Source organism: Parvibaculum sp. (genome assembly GCF_039680535.1).
Classification (GTDB): Bacteria; Pseudomonadota; Alphaproteobacteria; order Parvibaculales; family Parvibaculaceae; genus Parvibaculum.
The window spans coordinates 310,961-330,598 of sequence record NZ_JBDKSS010000013.1 but is presented as its reverse complement, the minus strand read 5'-3'; the positions used below and the strand labels follow the sequence as shown (position 1 = coordinate 330,598).

14 protein-coding genes are annotated in these 19,638 nt (G+C 62.5%); 2 read left to right on the top strand and 12 right to left on the bottom strand.

The features are described 5' to 3' along the window. Positions 1-6 precede the first annotated feature (6 nt). From ABFC66_RS08585 to ABFC66_RS08570, 4 genes are all read right to left on the bottom strand, one after another. Positions 7-2,193, bottom strand: a complete 2,187-nt coding sequence (locus tag ABFC66_RS08585; RefSeq protein ID WP_346740535.1) for a polysaccharide biosynthesis tyrosine autokinase — start codon at positions 2,191-2,193, stop codon at positions 7-9. Positions 2,194-2,376: 183 nt separating this feature from the next. Beyond that, positions 2,377-3,648 (bottom strand): outer membrane beta-barrel protein, encoded by a 1,272-nt coding sequence (locus tag ABFC66_RS08580; protein ID WP_346740534.1) that lies wholly within the window; start codon positions 3,646-3,648, stop codon positions 2,377-2,379. A gap of 509 nt (positions 3,649-4,157) precedes the next feature. Further along, positions 4,158-4,775, bottom strand: coding sequence for a polysaccharide biosynthesis/export family protein (locus ABFC66_RS08575; protein ID WP_346740533.1), 618 nt, complete (start codon positions 4,773-4,775; stop codon positions 4,158-4,160). Between the two features lie 60 nt (positions 4,776-4,835). Beyond that, positions 4,836-5,651, bottom strand: a complete 816-nt coding sequence (locus ABFC66_RS08570; RefSeq protein WP_346740532.1) for a metallophosphoesterase family protein — start codon at positions 5,649-5,651, stop codon at positions 4,836-4,838. Between the two features lie 237 nt (positions 5,652-5,888). Between ABFC66_RS08570 and ABFC66_RS08565 the strand changes: the two genes are divergently transcribed. Further along, positions 5,889-6,875: a KpsF/GutQ family sugar-phosphate isomerase gene (locus tag ABFC66_RS08565; RefSeq protein WP_346740531.1), complete on the top strand. Its 987-nt coding sequence runs from the start codon at positions 5,889-5,891 to the stop codon at positions 6,873-6,875. A 7-nt stretch (positions 6,876-6,882) separates the two neighbouring features. On the opposite strand, the gene ABFC66_RS08560 is transcribed toward ABFC66_RS08565, so the two are convergent. The 4 genes from ABFC66_RS08560 to ABFC66_RS08545 are packed head-to-tail and all read right to left on the bottom strand — an operon-like array spanning position 6,883 to position 11,366. After that, the gene (locus ABFC66_RS08560) at positions 6,883-7,617 is read right to left on the bottom strand and encodes an SDR family NAD(P)-dependent oxidoreductase (protein ID WP_346740530.1); all 735 of its coding nucleotides are present in this window, start codon (positions 7,615-7,617) and stop codon (positions 6,883-6,885) included. Then, entirely contained in the window at positions 7,617-8,942 is a 1,326-nt protein-coding gene (locus ABFC66_RS08555; RefSeq protein ID WP_346740529.1) for an FAD-binding oxidoreductase, read from the bottom strand. The genes ABFC66_RS08560 and ABFC66_RS08555 overlap by 1 nt, the downstream gene beginning before the upstream one ends. Next, positions 8,942-10,384, bottom strand: coding sequence for a UbiA family prenyltransferase (locus ABFC66_RS08550; protein WP_346740528.1), 1,443 nt, complete (start codon positions 10,382-10,384; stop codon positions 8,942-8,944). Before ABFC66_RS08550 ends, ABFC66_RS08555 begins: the two co-directional genes overlap by 1 nt. Further along, the gene (locus ABFC66_RS08545) at positions 10,377-11,366 is read right to left on the bottom strand and encodes a lysylphosphatidylglycerol synthase transmembrane domain-containing protein (RefSeq protein WP_346740527.1); all 990 of its coding nucleotides are present in this window, start codon (positions 11,364-11,366) and stop codon (positions 10,377-10,379) included. Before ABFC66_RS08545 ends, ABFC66_RS08550 begins: the two co-directional genes overlap by 8 nt. A 400-nt stretch (positions 11,367-11,766) precedes the next feature. On the opposite strand from ABFC66_RS08545, the gene ABFC66_RS08540 reads away from it, so the two are divergent. Further along, entirely contained in the window at positions 11,767-11,958 is a 192-nt protein-coding gene (locus tag ABFC66_RS08540) for a hypothetical protein (RefSeq protein WP_346740526.1), read from the top strand. Between the two features lie 108 nt (positions 11,959-12,066). Here ABFC66_RS08540 and ABFC66_RS08535 read toward each other — a convergent pair whose 3' ends face one another. The 4 genes from ABFC66_RS08535 to ABFC66_RS08520 all read right to left on the bottom strand — a co-directional run bounded on the left by ABFC66_RS08535 (position 12,067) and on the right by ABFC66_RS08520 (position 19,476). Then, positions 12,067-12,810: a rhomboid family intramembrane serine protease gene (locus ABFC66_RS08535; protein ID WP_346740525.1), complete on the bottom strand. Its 744-nt coding sequence runs from the start codon at positions 12,808-12,810 to the stop codon at positions 12,067-12,069. 59 nt (positions 12,811-12,869) lie between these two features. Beyond that, positions 12,870-13,535, bottom strand: coding sequence for a cytochrome c oxidase assembly protein (locus ABFC66_RS08530; protein ID WP_346740524.1), 666 nt, complete (start codon positions 13,533-13,535; stop codon positions 12,870-12,872). A gap of 75 nt (positions 13,536-13,610) precedes the next feature. Then, positions 13,611-14,270, bottom strand: a complete 660-nt coding sequence (locus ABFC66_RS08525) for an invasion associated locus B family protein (protein ID WP_346740523.1) — start codon at positions 14,268-14,270, stop codon at positions 13,611-13,613. A gap of 109 nt (positions 14,271-14,379) precedes the next feature. After that, positions 14,380-19,476 (bottom strand): hypothetical protein, encoded by a 5,097-nt coding sequence (locus ABFC66_RS08520; RefSeq protein ID WP_346740522.1) that lies wholly within the window; start codon positions 19,474-19,476, stop codon positions 14,380-14,382. Between the last annotated feature and the right edge of the window lie 162 nt (positions 19,477-19,638).

Here is a 19,638-nt window from a genome sequence, read left to right as displayed (position 1 = left end):
CCCGCCTCAATCGGCATAATAGTGGCGGTACTTGCCGTAGTAGTAGCCGTCGCTCGCGCCGTAGCCATATTTGGCAAGCTTGGCGGTGTCGACCTGTGCGAGCACGGCGCCCGCCAGATCGGCATTGTAGCTGCGAAGCTCCTTGATCGCCGAGGCAGCCGCATCGCGAGGCGTCGTATCCCACTTCACGATGAAGACGGTCTTGTCGGCTTGCAGGGCGAGAACGCGGGTATCGGCAACAGGCAGCACCGGGGCGCTGTCGATGATGACGAGGTCATAGATTTCCGAGACCTGATCGAGCAGGCGGCGCATCTGGGTCGAGCTCAGAAGGTCCGGCGGATTGGCTGCGCCGGAAGCGACCGGCAGCACATCGAGCCCCGTGCTCTCGTCCCTGCGAATGACGTCCTCAAGCTTCGCTCTGCTCGCCAGGCATTCGACGAGGCCGTTCTCCGCCTTCTCCCATCCCATGGCGCGATGCGCCGAAGGGTGCCTCAGATCGCAATCGATCAGCAGCGTCCGAATGCCGGCATAGGCGGCAGCGCGCGAAAAGCTCACGGCCGTCGTCGTCTTGCCCTCGTCGGGCAGCGCCGACGTGAAAAGAATAATGCGCGGCGGCTTGTCGACATTTGAAAGCGCCAGAGCCGTACGCAAGCCGCGCAGCGCCTCCGAGAAGCCCGATAGCGGCTTCTGGATGACATAATCCTGCGGCTTCAAGGGCTGTCCATCCGGACCCTTCTCACGCGGCGTGCGGGGAACGGTGGCGAGATGCGGCAGACTCAACAGGGCCTCCAGCTGTTGCCCCGTCTGTATGCCGTTGTCGAGATGATCGAGCAGGAAGGCGAGGCCCACCCCGAAAACCATGGAGAGCGCAAAGGCGATCTCTATGATGAACGCCTTTTTCGGGAATGACGGCACGAGCGGAAGCGCGGCGCGCGCCACGACGCGCGCGTCCGAACTCTGAAGATCCTGCTGCTGCGTCGTTTCCTTGAAGCGGCCGAGGAAGGATTCATAAAGCGTCCGGTTCGCGGCGGCCTCGCGCTCGAGCTCATTCAGCCGGACTGTCGCCTGATTGCTCTGGCCGCTGCGCTGCTGAAGATCGTCGAGGCTCTTTTGCAGGGCGCTGACGCGCGTGTCGGCCACCAGCGCCTCGTTGGCAAGGCTCCCCACGATGCGCCTCACCTCGCTCTGGACCTGGCTTTCGAGATCGCGCCGCTCGGATTCGAGATTGAGGATCGACGGATGCCGCGGGCCATATTTCGCCGAGAGATCGCCCTGCTTGCGCGCCAGTTCTGCTTCCTGCTTTCGCAGATCGCCAATGACCGAGGACTGCATCACATCGCCGACGGATTCGATGCTGCCTCCGCTCTGCAGAATCTGGCGGGCGCGGTCATATTTGGCATGCTTTTCCGCGCGATCGGCGCGAGCAAGGATCAGCTGCGCGTTAAGCTCGGAGAGCTGCTGCTCGGTGAGCGTGCCCGACTGGGTGGAGACGATATTGTTCTGGGTCTTGTAGAGCTCGACGGCGCGCTCCGAAGCTTCCAGTTGCTTCCGCAGCTCATCGAGACGCCCGGAGAGCCAGTCATTCGCCTGCTTCGTCGCGTCGAACTTGGTCTCGAGCTGGCCGACAATATAGGCATCCGCGATTGCATCCGCGATCTGCGCTGCTTTGGCCGCGTTTGGCGAGGTGTAGGATATGTCGATCACATAGGTGAGCCCACGCCTGTTGACGCCTTGTCCCGCCACAACGGCGTCGATGGCGGCATCAATCGCAGCCTCCTTTTCGTTAGCCGGGTTCGCCGTCGCGCCGGAGGACGAGAAGAGCCACGAGACCCAATGCGCGGGATTGACCGCGTCGATGATGGAGGAGGAAGCGCCGCGAAGCGCCGGGTTGAAGTCCGGATCTTCGGTAAGAGAAAGTTTCTCGACGACGCGCCGCGCTGTGGCCCGTGACCAGATGATTTCGACTTCCGTATCGATGGCAGCGGAGTCGCCGCCCAGACCCGACATCACCTCATCGAAATTGACGAGGTTCTTCCGCTGTGGGTCGATCATGACCTGGGTGCTGGCGGTATAGCGCGGCGTCAGCTGGAAAACCGCCACCGTCGCCAGAGCGGTCAGCGCGATCACGACGCTCAGGATGACGTTCAGGCGCCGGCGGAGCGTGCGGAACAGCCTGACGAGGTCAAGCTCCATGAATTTATGATCCTCGGGATCATTGAAGCCCCCGGGCGCGGTCGCCGGCACGCCGGGCCGCTGAAGCGGCGCATTCATGAAGTCACCCCACGAGGCGGTTCCGCCCCGTCACAGTTGCACCGGCTGAGAGCGGTCAATCCTCCGCTCGCCACGCCAGCAAAGGCCTCACAAGGCGCAAGCGCCTTAAAGCTGACCGCGCAGGGTGAACCCGACCTGGTTCTGCTGGTAGTCCGCTCCGGAGACATTCGAGTTGCGATCCACGATGCCATAATTGATGCCAACGGCGAAAAAATTGTTGAGGAGATAGCTCGCGCCAAAAAGCACCGAGGTCACATCATCCTGACGCGACGTATCACCGAAATCATCATTTTCGTATGAGACGTCTCCACTGAGGATCAGGTTCCGCAGCAGCTCGTGATCGATGCCGACACCGACCTTCTGGCTCAGATAGCCCGACGCGGCAGGATCGATCGATTCCTCGATCATCGACGCCGCCGAGAGACGGACCGTCGTCAGTGGCGTCACGAACCAGTTCACCTTCGCGCCATAGGCAAGGCCGCTTGTCGCAGAGTAGTAGGCAGCGTCGTAGGTCTGACGCTGATAGCCGGCGTAGATCTCGCCCTGCGCCAGACGCGAAAGCTTGAACTCCGAACCGATGACAGCCTCATAGCCGTTCGAGTTCCGGTCGACCGGTACAGACACGTCATAGGAACGCTTGTTGAGCTTTCCTTCCGCATAGACATTCGTGTCGGGGGAAATGTCGTATGCGAGGCGCAGCCCGCCGCCATATTCCTTCCGGTCGCGCGCGCTCTCATCGAGCATTCCACCGCCGATCAGGGCGACATCCTTGTAGCTATACTGATCGAGAGTTCCGGTCAGGCGGGCAGTGACCCGATTGAAGCGCTGAAAGAGCCCGAGCGAACTGTTGAAGAGGTTATACTCGACGGGCTCCGCCGCAGAGGTCGGCGAGTTCGCAGAACCGCGATCCTCGTGCGCCTGCCGGTAGCCCACCTCGCCCGTGATGTTCGTATCGCGCAGCACGTCCAGACGGCCATTCGCACCGACATTCCAGTCGAGGCGGTCTTCTGTGGCGTTGCTGCCGTACCAATATTTGCTGAGCCCGGTCTGGAGCCCGAGGGCATGGCGCGACCAGAGCGACTGAACCCTGATCGACGGGGAAACGGCGGTGATGAAATCACTCTCGGTGTTCGTATCGGTTGCGTAGATATTGTCGTTATAGGTTTCGGTGACGTCGACCTTAGGCAGGATCATGAAGCTGCCGGCGCGAATGCCCACCGCATCGTAGCCTGGCCTTGCCCGGTCCCGAACGCTCTGACCGCGCACATCCGTGATCGGCGTTTGCGAAGAAGGCGTCGCATCGTCGGCGAGCGCGACAACGCTGGACGCGACCAGCGCGGCGGCCGGAACGATCAGATAAAATGATGCCTTCTTCATTGACCTCTCCAACAATCTGAACGCGCCTTGAGAAAAATCGCACGACGCATATCTCGTCCCCGGCGCCCCCATGGCAGGTATCGGTAAGTCGGGGCCCAGTGCCGCCCTCAGAGGCGACGGCTGTTTCGGCCGATTGCCTCCCGCTGGGTTTCCATGCCGGCGATTCTCATCTCTACAGCCCGCCAGCTAAATGCAGCCTTAACTTCCACCATCGGCCGCCCGGCCATCTCCTCGAACGCCGACAGACTTGCAAGTCGACGCCGACGGCTTCTCATCGCATCTCTGTCTCATTCAGGCACGTCTCGCCGCCGACGCCCACAAATGAAACGACAATTTTTATTATTATCACAGCCGCCCAGTCCAAAAAAGTTGCCAGAGCCGGATCACCCGTTCGCCGGCCGAAGTTTTTCGCTACGCAACATTTTTTCTCGCGCCTGTGCCCGGACGGCATCAGGACCCGCGCTCAAATGTTCCAGCGAGAGACAGACGCGCCGCGTGACATTCCGCGGTCAGAAGAAACGCTCCGGCACGCGGACGACGTCGCCAGGCAATACCTTCACCTGCTGTGAGGCGGGATACTCGACTTCCGAGCCGCTGCCGCGCGTGATGTAGACGGAATTTTCATTGGCTCGATAGGTGTAGCCGCCCGCAACGGCGACCGCATTCAGAACGGTCATGTCGCTTGTGTAGGGATACTGCCCCGGCTTGTCGACTTCGCCCATGATGTAGAAGGGCCGGTAATTCATCACCTCGGCGCTCACCTTCGGACTCGTCAGATAGCCCTGCGACAGCCGGCCGGCGACTTCCCTTTCAAATTGCTCGAGCGTGAGCCCTGCCGCCTGGACCTGACCGATCAGGGGCAGCGACACCTTGCCGGCGCCGGTCACATCGAACTGGCCCGACAGATCGTCCTCGCCATAGACGATGAGGCGCAGCTTGTCGCCAGCGCCCAAGACATAGGCGGCCTCGGAACCCGCCGCGGCCGCCGGCGCCGAAACGGGCGCGGATGCCGGCGACGACACCTGTCTCGTTCCGGATGTTGCGCAAGCCGCAAGCAGCATCATTCCTGCCGCCGCCACGACGTTCAGGACAGCTCGACGAACCAGATGCGCGCTTGCCGATTTCATTTGCCCACCCTCGACTTCATTTCAGGCCACCTCAAGACAGAAAATTTCAAGACGCACAGACTACCCGGCAGCGTTGCCGGCAAAATCCGGCACCATTACATCCGCCGTCTGAATGATGCGCGCTTCCGTACCCTGCAGAACAAGACACGTCAGAACATTGGTCATATAGGCGCCCGTGTCTATCCCGATCCGGTTGTGACGGAAAACGGGCCTCTCCTTTGGAGTGTGGCCATGCACGATCATCTTTCCAAACCACGTGTCAGATTGGAGGAACTTGTCGCGGATCCACAACAAGTCGTCCTCGACCTGCCTCGAAAGACTTATGCCGGGCGCGACGCCCGCATGAACGAAGAAGTAATCTCCAATCTCGATCGACGGCTGCAGCGTCTCCAGGAAATGCCGATGAGCGGGCGGCAGAACCCTCTGCAAGTGCTGCTGCGCCTGCTCGAAGTCGTCGGGATTGTCGCTCAGCGTCAACTCGGTGATGCCGTAGGAATGGAGCGTCTCCAGACCGCCGTAATATTTCCAGGTGCGCCCGAAATTCGCGTCACGAAGAAATTCGAGCATCGCGGCTTCATGATTGCCTTTCAGATAGACAGTCTCGAAACCGGAAAGCGGATGCGCGGTCAGCCTGTCCAGCACCTGCTTCGACTGCAATCCGCGATCCACATAGTCGCCGAGAAAGACAAGAACGTTACGCGCAGGCGGATACGCGTGGGCGTCCGCGTCGATGCGCCGAAGCATGTTGCCGAGCAGATCGTCGCGGCCATGGATGTCGCCGATGGCGTAGACTCTCAGACCGTCGGGAATTGCCGCAGGCTTGCGCTCGGCAACTCCAACCGCTTCACGGACCCGCTTCAGGATCTCACCAAACACGTCAGGACCTGGGTTTCAGCATCAAAAAAGGACGGCGGTTCCATTTCGCCAACGCAATCCGGCACGCCTCGAAAAGACCACCGGCACATACTATACTGCCGAAGCGCAGCGGCCAAAGCGTCGGCGGCGCAGCCTCATAAGGCAACGCCATTGACGAAATATCTGTTAAGGTGAAATCCATTATACTCGCGGTGGTTCCATCGCCCGTGCATGGCAGTCAACTCCTAAGGCCCTCCCTTGTCATCCGTAAATAAATCCAGCGCGCCTACGACCTCCAGCGATCTGGCGTCGGCCCGGCGCACCCTCGAACTCGAAATGGCCGGGCTCAAGGCACTGGCCTCCTCGCTCGATGGCGCCTTCTCCGAAGCCGTCGACCTTCTCTATGCCGTCAAGGGCCGCGTCGTGGTGACGGGCATGGGCAAGAGCGGCCATATCGGACGCAAGATCGCGGCAACGCTCGCCTCAACCGGCGCGCCGGCGCAATTCGTCCATCCGGGCGAGGCCAGCCATGGCGATCTGGGCATGATCACCCGCGACGATGCGATCCTCGCCCTTTCCTGGTCCGGCGAGTCGGCGGAGCTCCACAGCATCATCTCCTATGCCAAACGCTTCGCCATTCCGCTCATCGCCATTACGGCGGTGGCGAAGAGCGCGCTGGCCCGGGCAGCCGACATCGCGCTTCTTCTGCCCAAGGCCGAGGAGGCCTGTTCGAACACCAATGCGCCGACCACATCCACGACCATGCAGCTCGCCCTGGGCGACGCGCTGGCCGTCGCGCTGATCGAGCGGCGCGGGTTCACCGCAAGCGATTTCCGCGTCTTCCATCCGGGCGGCAAGCTCGGCGCGCAGCTTCGCCATGTCGGCGACATCATGCACAAGGGCGCCGAACTTCCGCTGGCCAAGGCGAGCACGCCGATGACCGAAGCCCTGATCGAGATGTCGCGCAAGAGCCTCGGCTGCATCGGAATCGTGGACGATGCAGGCAAGCTGGTCGGCCTCATCACCGATGGCGACCTTCGCCGTCACATGGGCGCGGACCTGCTTGAGAAGCATGTCGGCGACATCATGAACCGCTCACCCAGGACAGTGCCGCCGACTATGTTCGTGTCGGAAGCGCTGAACTTCCTCAACGAGCAGAAGATCACGAGCCTTTTCGTGGTCGAGGACGGCAAGCCCGTCGGCGTCGTCCACATTCACGACTTCCTGCGCGCGGGCGTCGCCTGAGCGCTCGTCAGATTTTGCTGACGACAAAGCCCGGCGCGAAGCGGATGACCAGCATGATGAACCGCCACCAGAATGGTGCATAGATCACGCCGCGCCGGCCTTTCCGTACCGCTTCCACGATTCCATCGCCGACCGATTTCGCCGAGGCCCACAGGGGGCCCTTCGGAAAGGCCGCGGTCATCGGCGTGTCGACAAAGCCCGGCTTCACAACCAGCACGTTGACGCCCTTGCTGCCGAGCGCCAGCGCCATGCCCTCTCCCATCACCGAGAGAAGCGCCTTCGAGGCGCCATAGACGTAATTGCTGGGCCGGCCGCGATCGCCGGCCACCGAAGAAATGACGACAAGCGAGCCCGAACCCTGATGCCCAATGATTTCTCCGAGGCGGGTCATCAGCGCTGCGGGACTCATCGCATTGACGCGCAACGCACCGAGCGTCGCATCGACCGAATTCTCGCACGCCTTCTGATCGGGCAGTATGCCGTGCGCGATAACTGCGACATCGATGCCGCCAAGTGCGTCTCGCCCCTCATCGCACAGATCTGCGAGCGTATCGAGAACGGCCAGATCGGCCACGCGCGTCATCACACTCGCCGCACCGCGCACGGTGAGATCGGCGGAAATATCGCCCAACGCGACCGCGCTCCGCGCAACCAGAAAAAAGCTCGCGCCCTCCTTCGCAAGGTTTCGCGCAACCTCCTGCGCGATGGCGGAGGTCGCGCCGAAAATCAGGATGCGGTTCATCAGGCGGTCTCCATGACACGGCGCGCAAAGCTCGAACTCATGCGCGGGTCGACAAATTTTCGGAAAGTCTCGATATCGGGATAACCACGCGCGAATGTTTCAGGTGCCATGCGTGCATCCTTCGCGGCATAGATGCGCCCGCCCGCCTCTACGACGATGGCATCGAGTCTGTCGAGAAGCTTGAATGTCGCCTCGCCGAGAATCGGAAAGTCGAGCGCGAGTGTCGTTCCGGGCATCGGGAACGACATCAGCCCCGGCGACCGCCGGTCGCCGAAGACCTTGAGCACGACGAGGAAGGAGCCTTGCCCGCTGCGCGCGATCTCTTCGAGCAGCGCCTCGGCCACATCCCGCTGATCGCGCGGCGGCACCACGGCCTGATACTGGAGGAAACCGCGTGGCCCATAGATGCGATTCCAGTTGGCGATGGCGTCGAGCGGATAGTGAAATCCGTCGACTCCCCAGGTCTTTTGCGCCACGCGGACCGATTGCCGGTTGTAATACGCGGCGTTGAAGGCCTTCAGCGTCAGGCGATTGACGAGCGAGACTGGTGGTGTGACCGGCACCGCCAGCGGCAAAGAGCGCCGCGATCTCATTCCCGCTGCTTCTTCCGCGGACAGGAAATTCGCGCGCAGAAAATGCCCGCGCCCCAGCGTCTCTCCTTCGCCAAGGCAGTCGATCCATGACACGACATATTCGTGGGTCGCGGCAGACTCGGCGCTCAGATCGAAGAACTCGTCGAGGCTGCCGAACTTGATCGATTGTCCGCCGAGAAACGCAGACCCGACACGCTTCAACTTCAGCGTCGCCGTCGTGATGAGGCCGGTGAGGCCGAGGCCGCCAATGGAGGCGGCGAAGTAATCGGCATTTTCCTCCGGCGAGCAGCGGAGCCTCGTTCCGTCTGAACGCAAAAGCTCAAAGCTCTTCACATGAAGACCGAACGTACCGTCGCGATGATGGTTCTTTCCATGCACGTCATTGGCGATGGCGCCGCCCAGCGTCACGAATTTCGTGCCGGGCGTCGCCGGCAGGAACCAGCCATGCGGCAGCGCCACTTCGATGATTTCGGCGAGGGAAACGCCTGCCTCGCAAGTGATTTCGCCGCTCTCGCGGTCGAAGGAGATGAAGCGATCGAGACCGCGCGTCGCGATCAACGTACCGCCGCCATTGAGGCAGCTGTCTCCATAAGAGCGCCCCAACCCATAGGGAAGAATTGAGCCTTCGGCAGGAAGCGGCAGCGCGCCACGCCGATCCGCCATGTGCACGACGCGTTGAGCAAGACGTGGATAGCGCCCCCAGCTCATGGGCATTGCGACATCGCCCGCCATCAGAGCGATGCTCCCACGATGATGGCGATGGCAAGAAGGCCGATCGCCCGGCTCGTGCGGTCCTTCAGCGCAAAAACGATCGGATCGTCATGCATCTCTCCGCGATGCGTCAGGAGCCAGACACGGCTGATCCAGTAGAGCATCAGCGGCGCAAAGAGCCAGAGGAAGTGGTGGTGCGGATAGAGAGCGCGGCTCCCCGGCGCGCTGACATAGAGCGCGAGCACGACGACGCTCGCATATCCTGCCGCGACGCCGAGCATCTGCAGGATGAAGAGATCTTCGGAGCGATAGCCTCGGCCGTGCAGGAGCTGAACGCCGCGCCTGCGGCCAGACTCGATCTCGGCCACGCGCTTCACCACGCCAAGGCTGAGGAACAGGAAGATCGATACGCCGAGCAGCCATGGCGACAGCGCAACTTTCGCGACGACACCGCCGGCAAGAATGCGAAGCGTATAGAGCGCGGCGAGCGTGAAGACGTCTACCAATGCCCGCCGCTTCAGATCGAGCGAATAGGCAAGGGTCACGAGGTAATAGACGCCGAGCACTGCGGCAAAAGGCATATCGACATAAACGGCGAGAGAGAACCCTGCCGCAAGAAGGATCGGAATCGCGACGATGCCCTGCTCGAGCGGCAGAGACGCCGCCGCGAACGGCCTCAGACGCTTCGTCGGATGCTTGCGGTCAGCCCCGAGATCGAGAAGATCGTTGAGCAGGTAAACGCTCGACGCGCAGAGGCTGAAGGCAAGAAAGCCGAGCCCGACGGACAGGAGTTTGGCCTGATCGAAAACCTGATGGGCCAGAATGAGCGGAGCGAAAAGAAGCCCGTTCTTCACCCATTGGTGAATGCGCAGCGCCTTCAGCCACAGCCTGAAAGTCGAGGGGCGCGCATCGTCGCGACGAAAGACGCGATCGAAGCTCACCTGCTTCGACAACTCGCGTTCGACCGCTTCCGAATGTGCGGCAAGCATTGCCGCCTCCGCCTGCGCCCAGACAGGCATGTCGACGGATGCATTTCCGACATAGGCATAGCGGCCGAATTGATCCTTGAGCGCCGCCGCCTTGGCTTTTCCCGTCATGTTGACGACGCCGTCGCTCGCGATGACGTCGCCGAAAAATCCGTGATGCGCCGCAATCGCCTCGACGATCCGCCGGTCGGCACCTGAGGCGAGCACGATCTTCCGGCCCGACGCGTGTTCCTCACGAAGCCAGCCGACCAGCTCATCATTATAGGCGAGAGCCTCCGGATCGAAGGAAATGCGCCGCGCGATCTCCGCCTTGCAATGAGCCTTGCCGCGCAGGAGCCAGAAGGGTAGCAGGAAGAGCGCCCAGGGCCGCTGCTTCAGCAGCAGCAGAACGGCTTCGGTCAGCGTGTCCGTGCGCGAGAACGTCCCGTCGAGATCGACGCAGAGCACATAGTCCTGGGCCAGGATCGTCTCATTCATGCGCGCCCTCCAACCCCTCGAGCGTAGCGGGCCGCGTTGCCGGCGCAAGTTTGAGTTCGACCAGCGTCAGCGCGGCAACGCCGAGCGCCACCGCGAACCAGAGTGTCGCAAGGCGGCAGACAAGAGTGATGGCGATGGCCGAAGCGAGGGGAAGCCCCGCCGCCGCGAGCGCGCCGGTCATGACCGTTTCCGTTCCGCCAAGCCCGGCGGGAACGAAGACCGCCATGGCGCCCGCCAGGATCGCGAGGCCATATATTCCAATTGCCGGCCCCACGCCGAGATCATGGCCGATTGCCGAGGCGAGCAGCCAGACGCCATAGCCCTCCGCGCCCCACGCGATCACCGAGAGCACGAGGCTCACCGCCAGCCGTTTCCACGTCAGGAGCTGGCGCGAATGTTCCAGCGTGTCCGCGGTCCATTCGATCATGCGGCCCGGACGCCCTCCGAGCCTCTGCCCGGCGCGCATAAGGAAAGCGGGACTCCGCTCCCGCGTGACAAGAAAGAGCGCCGTCACGGCGAACACCAGCGGGATCGCGATGGTCCAGGCGAGATCGGCCCTGCCCCAAAGAACGAAGGCCGCGAGAACCACAATGGCAAAGAAATCCAGCAGCCGCTCGACGAAGAGCAAGGCGACGCTCGCCTTGTAGGGCACGCCCTCATGGTTCAGGTAGAGGCAGCGCACGCCCTCGCCCGCCTTGCCGGGGCTCACCGTCAGCGCAAAGCCCGCAAGGTAGATCAAGAGGCTTCGCAGGACCGGAACCTCAAAGCCGCGCCAGCCGAGATAGAGCTGCCAGCGCGTGAAGCGGAGCCCGTAGTTGAAAAGCGAGAGGAGCAGGACGAGCGCCACGGTGCCGGCGCCGATATGGGTTATCGATTCGAGGATCTGGCCGCCCTGCGCCGACAGCGCAACGGCCAGATAGGCCGCCATGGCAAGCGCGGTCACGCCCGCCGCGCTGCGTCGCCACTTTGCCGGTACCTGCACCCCTGACCTCTCCGCTTTGCCGTCTCGCAATCTTAATGCACCACGGCCGCTTAACGGGCGAAGAATGCCCCAGATTGATGAAGGCTTCTCGAATCCCGGCCCCCTAAAAAGCCATTTGCATACTATATCGATATGGTATAGATTAATGATCTGCAAAACCCGGCCCCCCCCGGATGGAGCCTGCCATGATGAAACGCATTGCCGACCTGCCACGCACGCCGATGCACGGCCTCGTCATGCCCCTCATGTGCCCCGGCCGCATGAGCTGTTGTCGCGCCTGATCGCGGCATTGCCAGGCCGTCGCTCCGGCTGAACAGAAAAATCTTCACAAAATTTTCGTCGCGCCGACAAGGCACGAACCGCCAATGCGCGCTATACGCGCTCGGCGACAGGAGTTCTCATGACCGACGCTTATGTAATCGAGATCAACGATGAGGCCGCCGGCATTATCGTCAGAACCGGACGGGATTATTCCTTTTACGCTTCCAACCCCTATTACGCCGAGCTTGAAGGCGTAACCTTCTCCTCCCCTTCGAAGGCCGAGCATGCGGCCCGAAGGCTGAAGCGGCCACCGCTTGCGCGCGCGAGCTGATCGCCTCGAAATGGAAAGCGCCGCGCGCGCAATGCGCGGCGTCTTTTCACCGCTGCCATTCGCACAACAGGCATCGCCCGGACATCAAGGCGCTGGCGGCGTGGAGCTCTAGTCCCAGGGTCCGCGACGGGGACGTTCATCCCGGTCGCGCCGCGCGTCGTAAACGCGAACGCCGCCGCTCTGCAACAACGAGACATCCCTTCTCTTGAAGAACGGCACAAAGATAATTCCGGCGAGGAAGCCGCCGACATGCGCCCAGAAGGCGACGCCGCCCTGATCGCCATTGCTCGACAGGCCGCTGAGGAACTGGAGCACGAACCAGAGCCCCAGAACCACAAGCGAGGGCACGGAGATCACGCGAATGAAGAAGGGGAGCGGCATGATCAGGACGCGAACGCGGCCAAAGGGATGGATAAGCAGGTAGGCGCCGAGCACGCCTGAAATCGCGCCGCTCGCGCCCACCAGCGGCACTGTCGATTCCGGCGCTTGCAACGACTGCGCAAGCGCGGCGATGGTGCCGCAAAGAAGATAGAAGACAACAAACCGAACCCGCCCCATGGCGAGCTCGACATTGTCGCCGAATATCCAGAGATAGAGCATGTTCCCGCCGACATGGCCGAGACTTGCATGCAGGAACATCGACGTGAATATCGTCATCCAGGCGGGAATCGGCGCGCCGCCGCCCGGACCAAAGAGCGCGGCTGGAACGGCGCCGAATTGACGGATCGCGCCTTCCGCCTCACTGGCGGGCAGCGACATTTCCCAGAGGAAGACCGCAACGCAGACGGCGATGATCGCCCAGGTGACGATGGGCTGGCCGGGCTCCGGATTATCGTCCGATATGGGAAACATCGAGATCGGCTCGCGCGCTAAAGGACACTGTCGTGGCGAGAGGCGAGCCCGGCATCACGCTAGCGATGGACTTCCGGCGCCTCGAATTCCGCTTCCTTGGTCCGCTCGAGCCGGTCCGTCTCCGCCTTTGACGCATCGCCAAGCGGCCGGGCGGCGGCTACTTTCTCCGCATCTGCTGACTGCCGGAAGAAGGAGTAGGAAAGCGTGATGGTGCGGATCGACTTGGCGGTCGCATCGGTCAGCATTTCCGGGTCGACATAGAATACGACCGGCATCCGCGCGCTCTCGCCCGGCTTCAGCGTTTCTTCGGTGAAGCAGAAGCATTGCGTCTTGGTGAAGTAATAGCCGGCTGCCTCGGGCGTCACATTATAGGTCGCGCGCGCGACAATCGTTTCCTTGGACAGGTTCTTTGCGACGAAGAAGACCGTCGTCGGCAGGCCGATATGCGTCTTGACCGAGCCGACTTCCGGCTTGAACTCCCAGTCGAGCGACGGTGCGACGTTGGTGTCAAAACGGACCGTAATCTCGGGCCCGATGGCGTCCGTCTGGCTATAGGCCTCGGGGTCCGTGGAGCGCTTCTCCGTTACCGAGCCGCCATAGCCGGTGGCCGCGCAGAACCAGCGGTAAAGCGAGGGAGAATAGGAAACGGCTGCCGTCATGACGGCCAGCATGATGACCGAAAGCGCAACCGACGGAAGCTTCTTGGACCGGAGCCATGTGAACATGCCGGGCACCCTAAGGTGCCCGGCATGCCGTGATCAAGTCCTGAATGCAGTCCGGTCGGTCGAGGCTGCGGGGGCCTACTGCCCCTTCACGCCCGCGACCAGCTTATCGAATCCCTCCATGGGAATGGCGAAAGTGGTCGTCTTCCCATTGAGGCCGACAATGGCCAGCTTCGACTTTCCGGCGGCCTTCGCCCGCGCAACGAAATCGTCGGTCAGTGGCGCGGAGGCCAGGCACCCGCGCTGCGAGCAGCTCTCATAGACGAGCTTCTCGGGCTTGCCCTGGTCCAGCGAAATTTCAACGCCACGGGAAAGCAGCACACCGCCAGGCGTCTGAACCGTCATGCCTATTTCGCCCCGGCCGTTCCGGCCGACGACCCAGGCGAGAACGATCTTCCCCTGCTTGGTGTCCTTGACCTCCAGTATCCCGAAGCAGCCCTTGGCCGACGCCGGCGCATCCTTGCGGCACCGCAGCTCCCAGACTCCGAAATTGGCCGTCTTCTCCCAGCGCGGCGCCTGGCCCTGCGGCTGACCATTGGCGACCGCCCCGCCACTGGCACCAGCACCCGCACCCGGCACCCGAGATGCTGACGCGCCGGACGCCACACCTTCGGGGCTGCTCCTGCTGCTCAGACGATTGGCTGCAAAAATTCCCAGAACAGTGAGAGCCAGCAACACAAAGACGATAAGGCCGATGGTCTGCTGGTCCTTGAATTTCCCGGTCGGGCGTTCCGCCATCTTGTTTCTCCCCGAAGCTTCGGCAATGAAGCGCCAACGGCGCCCCTCTAAAGCAGAATGGACCGGCCTTTTGGGCCGGTCCATCCCTTCTTTCAAAGTCTGGAGCGTCTTACCACTCGTAGCGGATGCCGGCCGTCAGCTCGCCGCTGGTGTAATTGCTCTTGAACTTGGCGCCGCCATTGACGAAGCCCGACAGGCCGTCGCCAAGACCGAAGATGTTCACGCTGCCGACTACTTCGCCGAACGTGCCGTCGAACTTGTCGGTCATGGTCAGGTCAGGCCCGCCGCTGCGGATGACCATCTTGTTGTCGCCCTCGAACTCGTTCCAGAGGCGGCCTGTCAGCGAGAGATCGACCTTCGTTTCCGACGACTGGTAGGCCGTCGCGCCGCCGCGGAGTCCGAGGCTGCCACGGAAGCTCGTGGCGTCCTGGAAGTCGAACTGCGAGTTGGCAACGGAGAACGTATCGATCTGCGTCTTCGCGTAGGTGAGCGAAGCGAGCGGCTCGATGAAAGCACTGTCCGAGAGCGGGAAGCGCTGGCCAGCATCGACTTCCACGCCGTAGGACTTCACGTCCGGGCTGGCGGTGGCGCCGCCGAGCGACGGTGCCTTGTAGTCCATGGTCAGCAGGTTGGCCTTCGCCATCGCATCGATGAAGAAGCCGCCCTTGAGGTAGGTGCCATAGACGCCGAGGACCGCACCCTTGTACTCCGCCGTCGTGGGCGAGGTCTTGAAGTTCTGATCCGAGGTCACGTAACCGGCCGACACGCCGCCAAGAAGCGTATCGCCCTGGCCGAGCACGTTGCTGCTGCCCGTGTCGACACCAGCCACGAAGCCGTAGGTGTCCTGATCGTAGTCGACGTTGTTGGTGATCGAGGTGCCACCCGCCGAGACGGTCTGGCTGAGATCACGCGAAGCCCAACGGCCGAGCGCCTTGCCCCAGATACCCGGCGTGACCGAACCTTCGCCGCCCTTCAGCTGGTCGCGGAGATCGGCCTGGCGGTCAAGCCAGGGCGAGGTGTCGTACCAGATGCTCTGGGCAGCCGTGAGGAAGGTCGGCAGCTGGGACGCTTCCTCTCCGGGCAGGGAGATCAGGCGCTCTTGGCCGCTATTGAAGACGAGCTTGTAGTTGAAGAGGCCCGCATCCAGCGCGTCGATCGAGGCATCGTAAAGCTCCTGCGTCGTGTCGAGGTGGAAGCTTGCCGCAGAGGACGAACCGTCGACCAGCAGGATGCCATCCATGAAGTCCGACCCGAGCCAGGCGCCGAAGCCGCTCGCGACATTGTTGATGCGGATGGCCGTCGAGCCGGTGGTCGAACCGACCGTCAGCAGGTCGGCAGACGCCGGCCAGCCGAGAGCCGCATCGAGAACGAGCTCGCTAACTCCGGTGCCGTTGAACGCACCGTCGATGGTGACGGTATCGGTCGTGACGGTGTGATCCGTACTCAGATCAAGAATGCCCGAGTTGTTGAACGCCTCGAGCCCCGTGAAGCTCGTATCGCCCGACACGAAGAAATCGCCGGCATTGTTGACCGCATCGGTACCCGCGCCGAAGGCGAAGGTCGTCGTACCGCTGGTGTGGATGTCACCCGTCGACGTGTTGGTGAGCGTATCGTTTCCAGCGGTGAAGTTGTTCACGCCGCTGGTGTACCAGGTGTTGGCGGTGTTGTTGAACGTCGCGCCGCCAGTGCTTGCGAGGTTGAAGTCAACACGGCCGGTGATGTTGCCATCGTTCTGTACAGTGACGGTCCCGGCTCCAGTCGATGTCTGGATCGCAAGGGCGTCCCACGCCGGCGTCGCGCCGGACGCAGAGATCGAGCCGCTGGCCTTGTTGTTGATGGTGACGCTGCCACCATTGGTTGCAGCCAAGACCACGGGGACGATGGAAGAGGTTGTTGCCGCGCCGTAATTGGTGATGCTGATGCTGCCGGTGTCGGACCTAACGTCGATGGCGCTGCCCACGGTCGAGGTGACGTTGCCATTGGCGGTGACGGTCGCGGTGGCGCTGCCGCTCAACACTTCCGCATGGATGCCATCATCGCCGCCGGTCACGGTGCCCGTGCCGGTCGTGATGGTGACAGAGCCGTTGGCCGCCTGAGCATAGATGCCGTAGTCATAGAGGTTATTGCCGGCCGAGATGGACTTCGTGCCGGTGTTGATCTCGATGTCGCCGGTGCCGGTCTGCTTCGTCCAGATGCCGGATTCATTGTTCTGGCGCGTGCTGCCATTGGCGCCCAGGTCGCCTGCCTTATTGGCGATCGTGCCATAGGCGTTGACCGTGATCTTGCCCGAACTCGAGGTCTGCGCCTCGATGCCGTTGCCCGCCGCCGTGATCGAGGCATCGACGTTGCCCGTGCCGAAGTCGATGGTGATGGGCGCGCCGCCGGCAAGGCCGATGGCCGTGATGCCGTCGTCGCCGCCATTGTCGCCGGCGGTGATCGTGCCGTTCGAGGTGATGTGGATCAGGCCCGTGCCGGTCGAAACCGCCTCGATGCCGTCATCGGTCGTCGAGTTGACCGTCGTACCCGCATCCTGGGTGATCGTGATCGTGCCCACATCGCCCGTCGTGGCGTAGATACCTTCGCCACTCGAGCCCGTGCCCGTGACGGTGCCGCTGTTGACGTCGACGACGATGTTGCCAGTCGTGTTCGACGCCTGGATGCCGACCGTGGAGCCGGTGATGCTCGTGCCGTTCGCCGTCACGGTGACCGTGCCGCCAGCGCCCGAGGCGGTGATGCCCGCGCCACTCGTCGCGGCGATGACGGTGCTCGCGCCCGCCGTCACATCGACCTTGCCCGAACCCGCATTCGAGGCTGCGATGCCGTCGTTGGTGGCATAGATCGAGGCGTTCGCCACGACGGTGACGTTGCCCGTGCCGCCGTTCGTGTTCGTGGCCACGATGCCGCTGCCGGCCGTCGCCGTGGTGCTGTTGCCCACGGTGCCATTGTTGGTGACGGTGATATCGCCCGCGCCGCCGCCGGAGTAGAGGGCGTAGATGCCGATATTCGTCAGCGAGGTGACTTCGCCACCCGTGGTGATGTCGATATTGCCGTCGCCGCCCAGCACTTCGGCGTGGATGCCGTCGTCGCCGCCAGTCACTTTGCCCGTGCCGGTCGTGATGTCGATGGAGCCGCCACCAGCCTGAGCATAGATGCCGTAGTCATACTGGCCAATGCCGGCCGAGATGGACTTCGTGCCGGTGTTGATCTCGATGTCGCCGGTGCCGATCTGCTTCGTCCAGATGCCGGATTCATTGTTCTGGAGCGTGCCGCCATTGGCGCCCAGGTCGCCTGCCGTATTGGCGATCGTGCCATAGGCGTTGACCGTGATCTTGCCCGAACCCGAGTTCTGCGCCTCGATGCCGTTGCCCGCCGCCGTGATCGACGCGTCGACATTGCCCGTGCCGAAGTCGATGGTGATCGGCGCGCCGCCGTTGAGACCGATGGCCGTGATGCCGTCGTCGCCGCCATTGTTGCCGGCGATGATCGTGCCGTTCGAGGTGATGTGGATCAGGCCCGTGCCATTCGAAACCGCCTCGATGCCGTCATCGCTGGTGGAGTTGACCGTCGTGCCGGCATCCTGGGTGATCGTGATCTTACCCGCGCCGCCCGTCGTGGCGTAGATGCCCTCGCCGCCCGAGCCGGTGCCCGTGACCGTGCCGCTGTTGACGTCGACGACGATGTTGCCGGTCAGGTTCTGGGCGTAGATACCGTCCGTCGAGCCGGTGATGCTCGTGCCATTCGCCGTCACGGTGACCGTGCCGCCAGCGCCGGCCGCGGTCGCGGAGATGCCTGCGCCGCTGGCACCGCTGATGACCGTGCTGGCGCCCGCCGTCACATCGACATTGCCCGTGCCGAGCGTGGTGGCGATGATGCCATTGTTGGTCGCGTAGATGGACTTGTTCGCAGTGATGCTGATCGCCGAACCGTTCACGGCGTTCTGGATGTCAGCCTGGATGCCGTCATCACCGACCGGGTCCAAGGATGTGCCGATGGTGCCATTCGACGTGATAGTGATGGCGCCAGTGCCGGTGTTGGACGAAACCGCGTTGATGCCGTCGCCATCGGCTGCAATTGCGCTGTCCGTGCCGGTGACAATTTCGATATTTCCACTGCCGGCCGAGGTGGCGCCGATGCCCTTGGAGCCAGCGTCGATATTGCCATTGGCCGTGACCTTGATCAGGCCGTTGACGCCGTTGGCGTTGATCGCATCGCTCGCACTGGTGACATCGTCATTCGTGGTGATCGTGACGGTGCCCGACCCGCCAGCATAGGCGTCAATGCGACCGTTGACCGCGTCGTTGGTGGTGATGCCGATATTGCCGGAGGTGCTCCCGGCATAAATGCCGCCGGCGCTCACCGTGCCGTTAGTCGTGATGCCGATGTTGCCGCTGCCGCTGTTCGCCTGAATGCCAAAGGAGCTTGAACTCGAGACGTTCGATCCCGTGCCGGTCGTGATGGTGGTATTGCCGCTGTTAGCCGATGTGTTAATGCCGTCAGAAAACGTGCTGCTGACCGTGCTGCCGGCACCTGCGGAGATATTGATATTCCCCGACCCGGCATTGACCGCCCCAATACCAGCGTCCGTGCCACCCGACACAGTGTCATCACCGATGGTGACATTGGCATCACCAGACGAGGCACCATTCGTCTGCGCGACAAAGATGCCGTATTCGCTTCCCGAAATGGTGTTCTGCTTATCGTTGGCGCCGTAAGGCAGGACCCAGTTGATGTCGGCAGTATTGACGCCAACGCCGCCGCCATTCGAGACCACCGAGATGGCCGTGCCGTCCGTCGCCGACACATTGGTCGTGTTTCCATCCGTCATGAAAACGACCTGCACGGGATGACCGTTGCCATCAACCGCAACGCCATTGGTACCAGATTGGGTTTCGGTGATGTTCGCACCGATAAGCTCAACGACAAGGCTTCCCGTCGCCGTATAGTCGATGCCCTGATCAGTGATCGTCCCGTCGCAAGTCGCGGTGCCGGATGTGTTGCCGGTGCAAGCCGCGAGCGCCTGCGTCGAACCGAGCGTCAGGCCCGCCGCGCCGACCAGAATGCCCGTTCCAAGCGCCGTGGAGAGAAGAAGGGGCCGCCCCGCATTGCAACGGACACCGATGGATCGAGCCGAAGGAGCCTCGCCGGCGCCCGACGAAACCTTACCGACAGCACCGAACATGCGGCGCAACACAATACGGCCAACCATGGAATCCCCCACCTAAATGTATTGGAACCGGCAATCGAACGTTCGCTCAAACCGATTCGCGCGAATTTGAAACAAATTAAGCATGTTCCAGATCGGCCCATGCTGCAACCGCCAGTTTCACGAAAATTCCATGACATACGGAGGAAAATGCAAAAAATGGCC

Excerpts from the sequence above, each read along its gene's own strand:
- ABFC66_RS08560 (WP_346740530.1), bottom strand. The coding sequence starts at position 7,617 with ATGAACCGCATCCTGATTTTCGGCGCGACCTCCGCCATCGCGCAGGAG.
- ABFC66_RS08540 (WP_346740526.1), top strand. The coding sequence starts at position 11,767 with ATGACCGACGCTTATGTAATCGAGATCAACGATGAGGCCGCCGGCATT.
- ABFC66_RS08530 (WP_346740524.1), bottom strand. The coding sequence starts at position 13,535 with ATGTTCACATGGCTCCGGTCCAAGAAGCTTCCGTCGGTTGCGCTTTCG.
- ABFC66_RS08550 (WP_346740528.1), bottom strand. The coding sequence starts at position 10,384 with ATGAATGAGACGATCCTGGCCCAGGACTATGTGCTCTGCGTCGATCTC.
- ABFC66_RS08525 (WP_346740523.1), bottom strand. The coding sequence starts at position 14,270 with ATGGCGGAACGCCCGACCGGGAAATTCAAGGACCAGCAGACCATCGGC.
- ABFC66_RS08535 (WP_346740525.1), bottom strand. The coding sequence starts at position 12,810 with ATGTTTCCCATATCGGACGATAATCCGGAGCCCGGCCAGCCCATCGTC.
- ABFC66_RS08520 (WP_346740522.1), bottom strand. The coding sequence starts at position 19,476 with ATGGTTGGCCGTATTGTGTTGCGCCGCATGTTCGGTGCTGTCGGTAAG.
- ABFC66_RS08575 (WP_346740533.1), bottom strand. The coding sequence starts at position 4,775 with ATGAAATCGGCAAGCGCGCATCTGGTTCGTCGAGCTGTCCTGAACGTC.
- ABFC66_RS08585 (WP_346740535.1), bottom strand. The coding sequence starts at position 2,193 with ATGGAGCTTGACCTCGTCAGGCTGTTCCGCACGCTCCGCCGGCGCCTG.
- ABFC66_RS08580 (WP_346740534.1), bottom strand. The coding sequence starts at position 3,648 with ATGAAGAAGGCATCATTTTATCTGATCGTTCCGGCCGCCGCGCTGGTC.
- ABFC66_RS08555 (WP_346740529.1), bottom strand. The coding sequence starts at position 8,942 with ATGGCGGGCGATGTCGCAATGCCCATGAGCTGGGGGCGCTATCCACGT.